General features: G+C 62.1%; 14 protein-coding genes. 3 read left to right on the plus strand and 11 right to left on the minus strand.

Features of this window, described 5'->3' with window-relative positions:
* Positions 1 to 61: 61 nt before the first annotated feature.
* Genes NKG95_RS28645 through NKG95_RS28655 form a run of 3 tightly spaced genes read right to left on the minus strand, consistent with a single transcriptional unit; the run spans position 62 to position 4,891 of the window.
* Positions 62 to 1,600 carry a SpoVR family protein gene (locus NKG95_RS28645; protein ID WP_353043147.1) on the minus strand — a complete coding sequence of 513 codons (1,539 nt, stop codon included), beginning with the start codon at positions 1,598 to 1,600 and terminating at the stop codon, positions 62 to 64.
* Positions 1,600 to 2,922, minus strand: coding sequence for a YeaH/YhbH family protein (locus NKG95_RS28650; RefSeq protein ID WP_023720505.1), 1,323 nt, complete (start codon positions 2,920 to 2,922; stop codon positions 1,600 to 1,602). The genes NKG95_RS28645 and NKG95_RS28650 overlap by 1 nt, the downstream gene beginning before the upstream one ends.
* Before the next feature lie 19 nt (positions 2,923 to 2,941).
* Entirely contained in the window at positions 2,942 to 4,891 is a 1,950-nt protein-coding gene (locus NKG95_RS28655) for a PrkA family serine protein kinase (protein ID WP_023720504.1), read from the minus strand.
* A gap of 271 nt (positions 4,892 to 5,162) precedes the next feature.
* Here NKG95_RS28655 and NKG95_RS28660 point away from each other — a divergent pair, with 271 nt between their 5' ends.
* Positions 5,163 to 5,324 carry a hypothetical protein gene (locus NKG95_RS28660; protein ID WP_353043148.1) on the plus strand — a complete coding sequence of 54 codons (162 nt, stop codon included), beginning with the start codon at positions 5,163 to 5,165 and terminating at the stop codon, positions 5,322 to 5,324.
* A gap of 16 nt (positions 5,325 to 5,340) precedes the next feature.
* Here NKG95_RS28660 and ocd read toward each other — a convergent pair whose 3' ends face one another.
* Together ocd and rocF are read right to left on the minus strand one after the other, a co-directional pair.
* Positions 5,341 to 6,408: an ornithine cyclodeaminase gene (gene ocd / locus NKG95_RS28665; RefSeq protein ID WP_023720502.1), complete on the minus strand. Its 1,068-nt coding sequence runs from the start codon at positions 6,406 to 6,408 to the stop codon at positions 5,341 to 5,343.
* A gap of 3 nt (positions 6,409 to 6,411) precedes the next feature.
* Positions 6,412 to 7,332 carry an arginase gene (rocF, locus tag NKG95_RS28670; RefSeq protein WP_352859068.1) on the minus strand — a complete coding sequence of 307 codons (921 nt, stop codon included), beginning with the start codon at positions 7,330 to 7,332 and terminating at the stop codon, positions 6,412 to 6,414.
* 128 nt (positions 7,333 to 7,460) lie between these two features.
* Between rocF and NKG95_RS28675 the strand changes: the two genes are divergently transcribed.
* Entirely contained in the window at positions 7,461 to 7,898 is a 438-nt protein-coding gene (locus NKG95_RS28675; RefSeq protein WP_352449541.1) for an Lrp/AsnC family transcriptional regulator, read from the plus strand.
* Between the two features lie 190 nt (positions 7,899 to 8,088).
* Positions 8,089 to 8,412 carry a hypothetical protein gene (locus NKG95_RS28680; RefSeq protein WP_353043149.1) on the plus strand — a complete coding sequence of 108 codons (324 nt, stop codon included), beginning with the start codon at positions 8,089 to 8,091 and terminating at the stop codon, positions 8,410 to 8,412.
* 42 nt (positions 8,413 to 8,454) lie between these two features.
* On the opposite strand, the gene NKG95_RS28685 is transcribed toward NKG95_RS28680, so the two are convergent.
* The 6 genes from NKG95_RS28685 to cyoB form a co-directional block, all read right to left on the minus strand.
* The gene (locus tag NKG95_RS28685) at positions 8,455 to 8,670 is read right to left on the minus strand and encodes a hypothetical protein (protein ID WP_352481451.1); all 216 of its coding nucleotides are present in this window, start codon (positions 8,668 to 8,670) and stop codon (positions 8,455 to 8,457) included.
* Between the two features lie 23 nt (positions 8,671 to 8,693).
* Positions 8,694 to 9,065, minus strand: a complete 372-nt coding sequence (locus tag NKG95_RS28690; protein WP_352859073.1) for a SpoIIAA family protein — start codon at positions 9,063 to 9,065, stop codon at positions 8,694 to 8,696.
* A 79-nt stretch (positions 9,066 to 9,144) separates the two neighbouring features.
* The gene (locus NKG95_RS28695) at positions 9,145 to 10,350 is read right to left on the minus strand and encodes a DUF3182 family protein (RefSeq protein WP_353043150.1); all 1,206 of its coding nucleotides are present in this window, start codon (positions 10,348 to 10,350) and stop codon (positions 9,145 to 9,147) included.
* A 273-nt stretch (positions 10,351 to 10,623) separates the two neighbouring features.
* Positions 10,624 to 11,052 carry a cytochrome o ubiquinol oxidase subunit IV gene (gene cyoD, locus NKG95_RS28700; protein ID WP_023720496.1) on the minus strand — a complete coding sequence of 143 codons (429 nt, stop codon included), beginning with the start codon at positions 11,050 to 11,052 and terminating at the stop codon, positions 10,624 to 10,626.
* Positions 11,049 to 11,702 (minus strand): cytochrome o ubiquinol oxidase subunit III, encoded by a 654-nt coding sequence (gene cyoC, locus NKG95_RS28705; protein ID WP_023720495.1) that lies wholly within the window; start codon positions 11,700 to 11,702, stop codon positions 11,049 to 11,051. Before cyoC ends, cyoD begins: the two co-directional genes overlap by 4 nt.
* Entirely contained in the window at positions 11,699 to 13,705 is a 2,007-nt protein-coding gene (gene cyoB / locus NKG95_RS28710) for a cytochrome o ubiquinol oxidase subunit I (protein ID WP_353043151.1), read from the minus strand. The genes cyoC and cyoB overlap by 4 nt, the downstream gene beginning before the upstream one ends.

A 13,705-nucleotide genomic window follows, 5' to 3' on the forward strand; every position in this document is an offset into this window, starting at 1 on the left:
ACAGCGTGGTTGGTGATCCGGTAAAGGCGACGCCACCCGACTTCCCTGCAGGCCGGTTCGGTCATTCCCCGATCTGGCTGGTCGACCGTTCGTGGAGTGTGGCGCCGGTCTGCGCGTCGACCGCGACCATGCTGACCTCGTAGCCCCAGAGCTTGCGGATATGGCGCAGCGTGGCGTCACGGCTGCCGCCTTCCAGCACGATGCCGTCCTTGACCTTGTGCTGCAGGCGCAGATGCCGGTCGCCGAGCAGGTCCACGTCCACCACCTGGATGTCCGGCCGGCTGGCGCCGATGTCGTACCTGTGGGCGAGTGCGGCGCGGACGCTCTCGTAGCCGCGCTCATTGTGTATCGAGGCGACTTCGTAATGCGGGTCGTTGGCGGCATCGGCAAGGACAAAGAACCGCCATTTCCGTATCAGGGTAGGGCTCAGATACTGGCGGATGAAGGACTCGTCGCGATGGTTGGCCCAGGCGTCCAGCAAGGTCTGGCGCCAGTCGCCATTGCCGGCGATATCGGGAAACCAGTCGCGGTCCTCAGCCGTCGGCGCGGTCGAGATGCGCTGGATGTCCTGCATCATGTCGAGACCCAGCGCGTAAGGATTGATACCGGAAAAGCGCGGATCGTCGAACCCTGGCTGGAAGATCACGTTCGAATGGTTGCGCAGGATTTCCAGCATGGCACCTTCGCCGATCAGGCCGCGGTCGAACAAAAGGTTCATCAGCGTGTAATGCACGAAGGTGGCGCAGCCCTCGTTCATCACCTGCGTTTGCCGCTGGGGATAGAAATACTGCGCGATCACGCGGACGATCCGGATGACCTCACGCTGCCACGGTTCCAGGATCAGGCTGTTCTTCTCCAGGAAATAAAGCAGGTTCTCCTCGGGCAGCTTGAGCGATTTCTTGCGCTCCGTCATGGTATCCGTTTCGCGGACCTTGGTGCCGTCCTTGGAAGGCGGCAGCGTGCGCCACAGATCGTTGTAGGAACGTTCCTCGTATTCCAGGCGCTCGCGAATCCCCTCGCGCTGCTTTTCCGACGACAGCTTCGGCGGCCGGTGATATCTGAACACGCCCTGTTCCATCAGCGCATGTGCGGCATCGAGGATCTCTTCCACCGCATCGACGCCGTGCCGCTCTTCGCAGCGGGCAATATAGCCCTTGGCAAAGTCGAGATAGCTGAGGATGGCGCCGGCGTCCGTCCACTGCCGGAAAAGATAATTGTTCTTGAAGAAATGGTTATGGCCGAGCGCCGCGTGCGCCGTCACCAGCGCCTGCAGGGCCATGGTGTTTTCCTCCATCAGATAGACGATGCAGGGATTGGAATTGATGACGAGTTCGTAGGCCAGCCCTCGCCCACCTTTGCGGTAGAGCAATTCCTGGTAGAGGTAGTGCTTGCCGAACGACCAATGCCGGTACATCAGCGGCATGCCGACAGAGGAATAGGCGTCGAGCATCTGTTCGGACGAGATGATCTCCATCTGCACCGGATAGACGTCGAGGTGGAGCTCTTCGGTGGCGACCGCCTCGATGGTCTCGTAGGCGCGCGACAGCGTCCTGAAATCCCAGTCGGAACCGGAAAACAGCAACCCGGATTTGCTCGCCATCAGCCCCCTCTTTCACCGCTCTTTTGATAACCCGGCTGTCTGGCGAAGAGTTGGCGGAAAACCGGGTAGATGTCGGCCGCCGTGGCGATGCGGCTCATCTGGAAGTTCGACCATCTCAGCTTGACCGCACTGTAGGCACGCCACAGCGACGTGCCGTTGTCGGTGGCGCCGAAGATGTGGCTCTCACGCTCGTCGAGGATCTCGACATAGGCAAAATACTGGCAAAGCCGCATGATCTGTTCGTCGAGAAGGGCGATGCAGCGCTCGGAATCGGTGACGAAATTGTCGCCGTCCGAGGCCTGGGCGACATAGATGTTCCATTCGCGGCTGGGATAGCGTTGCTCGACGATGCGGTGCATCTCCTCGAGCGCCGTGGAAACCACCGTGCCGCCGCTCTGGGTGTTGTAGAAGAAGGTTTCCTCGTCCACCTCCTGCGCCTCGTGCGTGTGGCGGATGAAGACGACCTCGGTCCGGTCATAGCGCCGCTTCAGGAACAGGTGCAGCAGCACGAAGAAGCGCTTGGCCAGATCCTTCTCGCGCTCGCCCATCGAACCGGACACGTCCATCAGGCAGAACATCACCGCATTGGCGTTCGGCACCGGCTGGGCGTCGAAGCGGTTGAAGCGGATATCGACCGGATCGACAAAGGCGATCCGCTTGCGGCGGCGCTCCAGCCGCTCAAGCTCTTCCTGCAGCGCCACGATGCGCTGCCGCATCTCGGCGTTTTGCGGCTTGGCCTCCAGCGTCGCGATCTCCTGCGCGACAGCGTCGACCGCCTCCTGCTTGGGACGCCTGAGCGCTATGCGGCGGCCATGGCTGTTGCGCATCGTGCGTCCGACATTGATGTTGGTCGGCGAGCCGGTCGCGGCGAAGCCGGCCCGGCGCGGCTTGAAGGCGAGGATCTCCTTGAGGTTGAGCTTGACCATATCAGGCAGTTCGAGGTCTTCGAAGAAGAGGTCGAGCACCTCTTCGCGCGACAGCACGAAACGGAAATCGTCCTCCGATTCGGTTCTCCCCGGGGCGGATCCCATGCCGCCGCCCTGGCCCGGCTTGGGCAGCCGGTCGCCTGGGGCAAAATGCTTGTTGCCGGGCAGGACGTGCTGGCGGCTGCCGCTGTTCCGGGCATCGTTGAAGCTCGGCTCGCCGGTGCCTCGCGCCGGCATCGAAACGGCATGCTCGGCGTCCACGTCGGCGATCTTGCCGGTGCGGATCTGATCGCGGATGGTGCGCTTCAACTCTTCGCGCGCCCGCCGCAGGAAACGCTGCCGGTTGCCGAGGCTTTTGTCCTTCGGGTTCAGTCGGCGATCGATGAAGATCGGCATATGTTACCCCGGGCTGGCTTCAACCCGCCTTGTTCACCCGCATGTACCAGTCCACCAGCCGGCGGACCTGGCGCTCGGTGTAACCGCGCTGGATCATCCGCTGCACGAATTCGGTATGCCGCTTCTCCGTCACGCTGTCCTGCTTGGAGCCGAAGCTGATCACCGGCAGCAGATCTTCGACCTGCCCGAACATCCGCTTCTCGATGACTTCGCGCAGCTTTTCATAGCTTGTCCATGACGGGTTACGGCCGTGGTTTCTGGCCCGCGCGCGCAGCGTGAACTTCACCACTTCGTTGCGGAAGTCCTTGGGATTGGCGATGCCGGCCGGCTTTTCGACCTGCGACAGTTCGTTGTCCAAAACCTCGCGATTGAGGATCTGGCCGGTATCGGTATCCTTGAAGTCCTGATCCTCGATCCAGGCATCGGCATAGGCGATGTAGCGGTCGAACAGGTTCTGGCCGTATTCGCTGTAGGATTCCAGATAGGCCTTCTGGATCTCGTGGCCGATGAACTCGGCATAACGGGTGGCGAGCTCCGACTTTATGAAATCGAGATAGTCCGCCTCGGTTTCCTTCGGGAACTGCTCGCGCTTGATCGCCTCTTCCAGGATGTACATCAGATGCACCGGATCGGCGGCGACCTCTTCGGTGTCGTAGTTGAAGGTCTGCGACAGGATTTTGAAGGCGAAGCGGGTGCTGACGCCGGTCATGCCTTCATCGACACCGGCCGCGTTTCGGTACTCCTGGACCGACTTCGCCTTGGGATCGGTTTCCTTGAGGTTCTCGCCGTCATAGACGCGCATCTTGGTGTAGAGCGGCGAATTGTCGTGTTCGGCCAGGCGGGTCGAAACGGTGAACCGGCTGAGGATATCGAGCACTTCCGGAGCGCAGGGGCTGGAGGCCAATTCGCTTTCGCGCAACAGCTTCTCGTAGATCTGCCGCTCTTCCGTGACCCGCAGGCAATACGGCACCTTGACCACCAGGATGCGGTCGAGGAACGCCTCGTTGTTCTTGTTGTTCTTGAACTGCAGCCATTCCGATTCGTTGGAATGGGCAACGATGATGCCCTGATAGGGGAAAGCGCCGAAATTCTCGGTGCCGTTGTAGCTGCCTTCCTGGGTCGCGGTCAGCAGCGGATGCAGCACCTTGATCGGCGCCTTGAACATCTCGACGAATTCGAGCAGTCCCTGCGTGGTCCGGTTCAGGCCGCCGCTATAGGAATAGGCATCCGGATCGGACTGGCTGAAGTTTTCCAGCTGCCTGATGTCGACCTTGCCGACCAGGGCCGAAACGTCCTGGTTGTTCTCGTCGCCCGGCTCGGTCTTGGCGATGCCGATCTGGCGAAGCCTGGACGGCATCAGCTTGACGACGCTGAATTTGGAGATGTCGCCGGACAATTCGTCGAGGCGCTTGGCCGCCCAGGGCGAGATCAGGCCGTTCAGCCGCCGCCGGGCGATGCCGTATTTGTCCTCCAAAAGGTCGCCCATGCGGTCGGGGTCGAACAGCCCGAGCGGCGATTCGAAGACCGGACTGACCTGGCCGCCGACCTTCAGCGTATAGATCGGACGCTGCTCCATCAGCCTTTTCAACTGCTCCGCAAGCGAGGACTTGCCGCCGCCGACCGGGCCGAGGAGATACAGGATCTGCTTGCGTTCCTCGAGCCCTTGCGAGGCATAGCGGAAATAACCGGCGATACGCTCGATCGTATCCTCCATGCCGTAAAAGTCGGCGAAGGTCGGATAGATCTTGATCGTCCGGTTCGAAAAAATACGGCCGAGCCGCTCGTCCTTGCTGGTATCGACAAAGGTCGGCTCGCCGATCGCCTCGACCATCCGCTCGGGCGCCGAGGCGTACATCGACTTGTCCTCGCGGCAGGCAAGCAGATATTGCTGGAGGCTTATCTCCTCCTGCGCCGCATTCTTGTAAACCTCGGAAAACAGATCGAAGACGTCGGATTGATTCTCACGCATGGTATTCCTAGCCCCGGAGCCGGTGTGGCTGCACGTTTGTCTCTTGAACAACCAAATGTCGGAAAGCCCTTGTGGTTCCCTTCACTTTGCAGAGAGTGCCTGTGACCGAATGATAAGACTCTAGATAAGAGCATCCTGCATGCCGACAAGGCGTGGAACGTCCTGCTCGAGGCACAAAATCCTGAATCACGCTACGCGGTGCGGGCGACCTCCGACAAGACGGAGGAACGGTTCTGGTCCTTCCCGGTTGTGAGGGAAAGGAGACGGTTCGATGTTTGAGACTAGTTTGTGGTTGCTCGTTGTTGCAGGCGGTCCACTGCTGCTGGCAATCCTGATCGCCTACGCCCTGCTCACCCAGCGCCGTCGCGGCCCGGCGGAGCGCAGCGAAAGCGAGCGCGCGACCGAGCGCCTGTACCAGGAAAAGAAGGACTGACCGACGGGATCGCAGCTCAGCTGCGGGCAACCGCCAGCCCGGCCACTTTTTCGGCGCGCAGCAGCATGCCGAACAGGTCACGCGGCTCATCGGGATCGGCCAGAAGGTCTAGTTCCTCGTAAAGGCCGGTCCGCTGAAGCTGATCGCGGACGTAGCGTAGCGCGGAAAAATCCTCGATCGCAAAGCCGACGGAATCAAACAGCGTGATCTGTCCGGCGTCCGTCCGGCCTGCTGCCTTTCCTGTCATCACCTGCCACAATTCGGTGATCGGATGGTCCGCATCGAGCTGCTGGCTCTCGCCTTCGATGCGCGTCTGCGGCGGATATTCGACGAAAATATCCGAGCGCAGCAGAATGTCGCGATGCAGCTCGGTCTTGCCCGGGCAGTCGCCGCCGACCGCGTTGATGTGCACGCCGGACCCGACCATGTTGTCGGTCAGGATTGTTGCCGATCGCTTGTCGGCGGTTACCGTGGTGATGATCTGTGCACCTTCAACGGCCTCCTGCGCCGACGCGCAGAGCTTGATGTCGAAACCCATGCCGGCAAGGTTCTTCATGCATTTGGTCGAGGCCGCCGGGTCGATATCGTAGAGGCGCAGCCTGTCGACGCCAAGCAGCGCCTTGAACGCAATAGCCTGAAATTCCGATTGCGCGCCGTTGCCGATGATCGCCATGCATCTGGCGGCCCCGGGAGCGAGGTATTTCGCCGCGACCGCCGAGCTGGCCGCCGTTCGCAGGGCAGTCAGGATGGTCATTTCCGAAAGCAGCATCGGATAGCCGTTGCCGACATCGGCAAGCACGCCGAAAGCGGTCACGGTCTGGCGGCCGTCACGCGTGTTCTTCGGATGCCCGTTGACGTATTTGAAGCCGTAAAGCTGCCCGTCGCTGGTCGGCATCAGCTCGATGACGCCGTCAATGCTGTGCGAGGCGACGCGCGGCGTCTTGTCGAACAGCTCCCAACGCCTGAAATCCTCTTCGATATAGGCGGCAAGCTCGACCAGGAAGCGCTCGATGCCGATGGCAAGCACCAGCTTCATCATGCGGTCGACGCTGACGAACGGAACGATGTTCAAATTGACGGTCATGGCTCAGAACCCCCTCGTCGGGCGATCCATGATCCGCCGGCCCATCAGGCTTGCGGTCAGGTCGACCAAAAGCGTGGCGGTGCGGCCGCGCTCGTCGAGAAAAGGGTTGAGTTCGACCAGGTCGAGACTGGTGACGAGCCCGCTGTCATGCAGCATTTCCATCGCCAGATGCGCCTCGCGGAAGGTGGCGCCGCCGGGAACGGTGGTGCCCACCGCCGGCGCGATCGACGGGTCGAGAAAATCGACATCGAGGCTGACATGGAGCATGCCGTTGGCGGCGCTCACCCGTTCGAGAAAGGCGCGAAGCAGTTGCGCGATGCCGTGCTCGTCGATCGAACGCATGTCGTGGACCGTCACGCCGGCTCTGCGCAACGCATCCCGTTCCGCCAGGTCCACGCTGCGGATTCCCAGCGCGCATATGCGAGCCGGGTCCACCTGCGCCGCGAGGCGGGGGAAATAGCCCTCGAAGCCGGGCTGCCCGCTGGCATAGGCCAGCGGCACGCCATGCAGATTGCCGCTGGTCGTCGTGTCGAGCGTATGAAAATCGGGGTGGGCGTCGAGCCACAGCACGAAGAGCGGCCGGCCGGCATTCGCTGCCCGGCGGGCAATGCCGGCGAGCGTGCCGGCCGAAATGCTGTGGTCGCCGCCGAGAAAGATCGGCATTGCGTCGGCGCTCGCAGCATAGGCGGTTTCGCTGATCGCTGCCGTCCAGGCGGCGATTTCCGGCAGCGCCTTCACCACCGCGTTGCCGTGTACGACAGGGCGCATGTCGGCAGGGACAATCGTTCCGAGGTCGGTCAGCGTATGGCCAAGCTCGGTCAGCGCGCCGGCCAGACCGGCCGTGCGCAGCGCGCTCGGCCCCATCTCGCAGCCCATCCTGCCTGAGCCGGCCTGGATCGGAGCCCCAACGATCGTGCAATGCATTCTCATACCCCACCAAATTGCGATGCTTTAGTGAAGCCCGCATCGCTGGCAGAATGAACATGTCAAATTGGCAAATTTGTTGAAGTGCCTTATCATAGTGGCAGCATCTACTTCCGTTGTGAGCAATCATGGACCGGCTCGACGAGCAGATCATCACCTCTTTGCGGCATGACGCCCGGCGCAGCATTTCCGACCTTGCCGTTAGCCTGGGTGTCTCCCGGGCAACGGTAAGGTCCCGGATCGAGCGACTTGAAAGAGACGGCGTCATCGTCGGCTACACCGTCATTCTACGCGCCGACGCAGTCGATCAGCGGGTGCGTGGCATCATGATGATCGAAATCGAAGGCCATGCCGCAGATCGCGTCATCCGGGCGCTGGGCGGCTTCTCCGAGGTCTCGACGATCCACACCACCAATGGCCGTTGGGATCTGGTGATAGAACTCGGAACCCAGACGCTGAGCGAGTTCGATGCGGTGCTGAGACGTATCCGCCTGATCCCCGGAATTACCGGCAGCGAAACAAGCCTGCTCCTGGCAACGCCGCGCACCACCAAAGCGCGGCTGTGACCTTCGCCCGTGACCTGTAGCGGTAACGAAGCTACGGAACCTTCAATTGCCGCCGCGGTTAGAGCAATTCCAGGAAAAGCGTGGAACGATTTTCCGTTCGGAATTGCGTCAAAACAAAAAGATTGAGCGGTTCGGCGTTTCCGCGAAACCGTTCCAAGCCCACACAGGCCTTCTTCGAGGGAGAACAAGCATGGCTCACGCCCAGCAAGAACTCGTCGAATTCGTTATCAGGAAAGCCTTCAATCCGGTCATGCGGGCCAAACCCGACGGAAAATCCGATGCCGAGCGCAAGATGCTCGAACATGTTCAGCAGGCCACGAAGACCGAGATCGAGCGCTATCGCCGTTACGGCTCGGCTGAGGAGGTCGCGACCAATTTCAAGCGCGACCTGAATTCCGACGCTGCCAAAAAGTTGCACGCCCAGCTGCGACGCCTGCATCTGCCGACGATCGAGGACATTCGCGACGACTTCGAGGACAAGGCCCGCGCGCTAGGCGTCAAGGCCTCGCCGTAGATCCGCGACCGGTCGTCCTCGGTGACGTCCGTCCGGTTGTCATCACAATCCGTCCTTGGTCGGAGGCCACCCTGACCGAACCGTCTCGGGGATGTTGTCCGACGTCAGCTCGCCCCGATTGAGCTTTTCAATCGCTTCACCGGCTTCGCTCTCGTCGAGACCGGAAAGCGGCAACCCGCCGACCACGACGGCTTCGTCGCTCTCGCTGTCATAGACCTCCCAGAGGCCTTCCGGATCCTGTCGTTTGTCGTAGGGCATGGCCACTCCTCCAGGCAACGCCGCTATTGTACGGCCGCTACCCATTTCAGGGCCTGAGCCTTTTCGTCTTCCGGGAACACCCGCGCCTCGATTTGCGGAAACAGCGCGTCCGTCATTTCCGTGGCTGCCTTGATCCACTGCTTGTCGGAAATCACGGCGGCACGTTTGAAGCGGTGGAGCTCGCGGAGTTTGCTCAGCCCATACTGCAGGTCGCGCCGTAAGGCGCCAGCCGTCATGTCTTCGAAATCGGTAAGGTCAGTCAGGACGCCGATGTCCTTGTGGTCGCTCAGTTTCGCTTCGATGGCCGGGATGATTTTTTCGTAGTCCTCCGCCGTCACAGTGCCGGCGACACGAAAGGCAGCGACGTTTTGGGGAGCGGAAATCATCTCGATCATTTTTCCCTCCGGTTTCTGAATGGCTGGCTGCCTGAAACAAACTCGGGCCATTCGCGGATGTTCCCTGCCAAAAGCGTGTTCACTTCGACCTAAAATGACGATCGGCTGGCTTCCTGACGGGTCCTCGGATCGCCTGCGTGACGACGGTATAACGCGTGATTTGGCCCTCCACGGGGTCCTCTCCGTGGAAGTGGATTTCTGCATCCAGCGGCATCTGCGCGGTGTTGCCGAATTGCTTGACCGCGCACGCATGCACGAGCTGTACGTCGGGGTCACGCGTCATGGCCTCCATTGCCGCAAGCTCTGCCGTGCTGCTGCCGCCGATCCGCCAGCTGGCTTCCAGCACACCCGATCGCCAGATGCCCGAGGAATCGACACCTTGGCCGATGTCGTAGTTGCGCCTCGAGGCGAAGAATCCGGGATGGCCAAGCATCGCCGCGTCGTAGGTCCTCGCCTGCGCCACAGCCAAAGTCAGCGCCGGAGACAGCTGCAGCCTGTCGAGCGCTTCCCATCCGCCGCGCACGACGACCAGATCGGATCCGCCGTAAACGGGCTGTCCGGCATTGTCGGCGGTCATCCGCTGCACGCCGTAATAGCTGACCGATGTTCCGTCGATCGCGGTTCTGCCAATGCTCAGCGTGACAATGTCGCGAAGCTCCGTTTCGAGAACAAGCCCGTATTCGCTTAGGTCGGAGGATGGATATCGTTCCAGCAGCCTTTCGATATCGGCGACCGTCGCGGCGGTGTGCTGGTCGCGGCCCCGCGAAGCGCGCGGTGGCTTGAACCGGACCAGCCCGAGCTGCAGCAGACGTTCCGCTGCGCGCAGCGCGTCATCGCGTGAAAATGCGGTGTAGCCGGGCAGTACGGCCGCGCCGACGGCGCTGCCGAAGCCGGCTGGCCAATCTTTTGGCCGTGCCGCCGACCCGTCCACCAGCTCGTGGGTTATGGCCTTGGTGGTTGCGAGGCGCCAGGGCACCACACCGCCGAAGAGGTCGTCGGGCCCGTTGATGCCCAGTTGGACCGCATCGGCGGCAAGCAGGCTGTCGTCCGGCACGAAATACAGCCCGCCGTTGTCACCGCCCCAGTCACGCAGGCCCTGGCGGAAGGAAAATCCCTTCAACGCCGCAATCGTGCGCGCGACGGCAGCGACGGTCTCCCATTCGTGGGCATAGATGGTCTCGCCGCCCGGCGCGGAGAACGCGACCACAACACCTTTTGCTCCGCCCGATTGTGTGCCGCTTAGCCCGGTCATGTCGCGCCGCCCTTCGTCCATTGCCGAGCCCATTGCCGTTATTCCGCGGCGATGCGTCCGAACCGAAAAACCCGCTTCCTCGGCGAATGTTCCGGGCAACGGCGCGCTATCCGGTTTGACCGAGTTGCGGCGATCGGAACATCGGCGGCTCATGGTTTTTATGCGGGAGCCTCAGACAGGGTAATGGATGTGCTCAAGGAGGCCGCGCCCCGCGCCCTGGGAGCGGCCGAGGTCGTCGACACATTCGAACGGGCTTGAGACCGAGCTGGCTGTCGCATGAACTGCGGCCAACGGCCGGAACTGTCACTAGCGGTTCATGTTCATGATCGCATTCGTCGGCATCAAATTGTGGTCGAGGTTGGCCATGATCCAGATCGAGCCGCCGATCACCAGGACGACGATCAGCACGCCGAAGGCAAGCGCCAGGGCGTTGTTGGTGTTGTCCGGCCCCGTCGTGATATGCAGGAAGAAGACGAGATGCACGCCCATCTGCGCGATCGCCAGCACAATCAGCGCCACCGGGATGCCCGGTGCCCATATAAGGTTGGTTCCGAGCAACCAGAACGAGGCGATGGTCAACAGCGTTGCCAGCCCGAGGCCGATCACATAGCCGCGTAACCCGGATCCGACCTCGGCGTCGCCGAGGTATTCGTCACCCGGCGCCGTATCGATGTCGTAGCGCTCCAGGCCATCGGTGTCGCGCCTTTGCGCATGGCGGTCGTCAGCATTGCTCATCGACTTGCTCCCAGGAGATAGACCACCGTGAACAGGGCGACCCAGATGATGTCGAGGGCGTGCCAGAACAGGCTGAAGCACATGAAACGCCGAAGAATATCGTCGCGGAATCCCTTGGCGAAGATCTGCGCCATCATCGTGAGCAGCCACAGCAGCCCCGCCGTCACGTGCAGGCCATGGCATCCCACCAGCGTGAAGAACGCCGACAGGAAGGCGCTGCGCGTCGGTCCGGCATCGCGGGCAATCATATGCGCGAACTCGCGCAGCTCGAGCAGGATGAAGCTGGCGCCGAGCACGAAAGTGAGAGCCATCGCAACATAGAACCAGGAGCTTCGCCGCGCGGTCACGGCGAGGCTGGCGAGACCGCAGGTAAAGCTCGACAACAGCAGGGCCGCCGTCTCGATCGCGACGTTGCGCAGGTCGAACAGCTCGGCTCCGCTTGGTCCGCCCGCCGTCTTGCCCGCCAGCACGGCGTAGGCCGCAAAGAAGGCCGAGAACATCACGATGTCGCTCAGAAGGAAGATCCAGAAGCCGTAGCCGACGACGATCCGGATCGGTGCCGGTCCGCCGTCGCCATGGCCGGGGGCATGGCCGTGCCCGCGATGGCCGAGGTGGTAGGGGTCACGCTCTCGAACGTCGATCGCGGTCATGGCCTTGGCCCCGTATACGTGGCCAGCGCCTCGCGGCGGGCACTTCGGTTGGCGCGGTCGATCCGGGCGACTTCGGCGGCAGGAATGACGTATTCGGGTATGTCGCGCCACGCGAATACGACGAAGGTGGCGAAAGCACCGAGCGCGCCGAGCGCCACCATCCACCAGATGTGCCAGATGAGGGCGAAACCCATCACGGTCGCAAAGAAGGCGCAGATGAACCCGGTGGGACTGTTGCGCGGCATCTCGATCGGCTCGTATTCAGGCTCGTCGCGCAGCCGGTTTTGCTCGCGTGCCCGCTGCTTGATGCTCCAGTAGGGCTCTTCGCCCTCGACATGCGGAAGCGCGGCGAAGTTGAAGACCGGCGGCGGCGAGGGTGTGGCCCATTCCAACGAACGCCCGTCCCAGGGATCCCCGGTGACATCGCGAAGCGCCGCGCGCTGTCGGATGCTGACGACGAGCTGAATGATCTGGGCGACCACGCCGGCGGTGGTGATTAACATGCCGGCGCCGGCAACCAGCACCCAGGGATACCAGGCCGGCACGTCGAAATGCTGCATGCGGCGGGTCATGCCGAGCAGGCCGACGGTGTAGAGTGGCACGAAGGTGGCGTAGAAGCCGATCAGCGTCAGCCAGAAGGCCAGCTTGCCCCAGCCCTCGTGCAGCCGGAATCCGAATGCCTTGGGAAACCAGTAGGTATATCCCGCGAAGGCGCCGAACAGCACACCGCCGATGATGACGTTATGGAAATGCGCCACCAGGAACAGGCTGTTGTGGAGCAGGAAATCGGCCGGCGGCACGGCCAGCAACACGCCCGTCATGCCGCCGATGACGAACGTCACCATGAAGCCCAGCGACCACAGCATTGGCGTCGCGAAGCGGATGCGGCCGCCATACATGGTGAACATCCAGTTGTAGATCTTCACGCCGGTACCGACAGCGATAATGCTGGTGGCGATGCCGAACGCGGCGTTGACGTCGGCGCCGGCTCCCATGGTGAAGAAGTGGTGCAGCCACACCATGAAGGAGACGATGCAGATGAAGAGCGTCGCGGCCACCATCGAGCGGTAGCCGAACAGCGGCTTGCTGGAGAACGTGGAGATAACCTCCGAGAAGATGCCGAACGCCGGCAGGACGAGGATGTAGACCTCGGGATGGCCCCAGGCCCAGATCAGGTTCACGAACATCAGCATGTTGCCGCCGGCTTCATTGGTGAAGAAATGAAAGCCGAAATAGCGGTCGAGCGTCAGCATCGCGAGCGTCGCGGTGAGGACCGGGAACGCGGCGACGATGAGCAAGCTGGCGGCGAGTGAGGTCCAGCAGAACATCGACATCCTGAGGTAACTCATGCCGGGCGCCCGCATCTTCAGGATCGTGGTGACGAAATTGATGCCGGTGAGCAGCGTTCCGACGCCCGCTATCTGCACTGCCCACAGATAATAATCGACGCCGACGCCCGGCGAGTAGGCGGTCTCGCTGAGCGGCGGATAGGGCAGCCATCCGGTGCGCGCGAATTCGCCGATCACCAGCGAGATGTTGACCAGCAGCGCACCGGTGGCGGTGAGCCAGAAACTCACCGAGTTGAGCGTTGGAAAGGCAACGTCGCGGACGCCGAGCTGCAGCGGCACGACCAGGTTCATCAGGCCGATGACGAACGGCATCGCCCCGAAAAAGATCATGATGGTGCCGTGGGCGGAAAAGACCTGGTTGAAGTGGTCGGGCGGCAGATAGCCGGGCGCCTGGAAGGCGAGGGCTTGCTGGGACCGCATCATGACGGCGTCGCTGAAGCCGCGCAGCAGCATCAGCAGCGCCAGCAGCGTGTACATGACGCCGATCCGCTTGTGATCGACGCTTGTGATCCATTCGCGCCACAGATAGGGGAAATGGCCGGCCAGGAAGACCCAGGCCAGCACGCCGAGGATTGCCAGGGCGACGACCGCCGAGGCGATCATCGGCAGAGGCTGATCCAACGGAATGACGTCCCAGCTCAATTTTCCGAGCAT

The organism is Mesorhizobium sp. M1423 (assembly GCF_040317575.1).
Classification (GTDB): domain Bacteria; phylum Pseudomonadota; class Alphaproteobacteria; order Rhizobiales; family Rhizobiaceae; genus Mesorhizobium.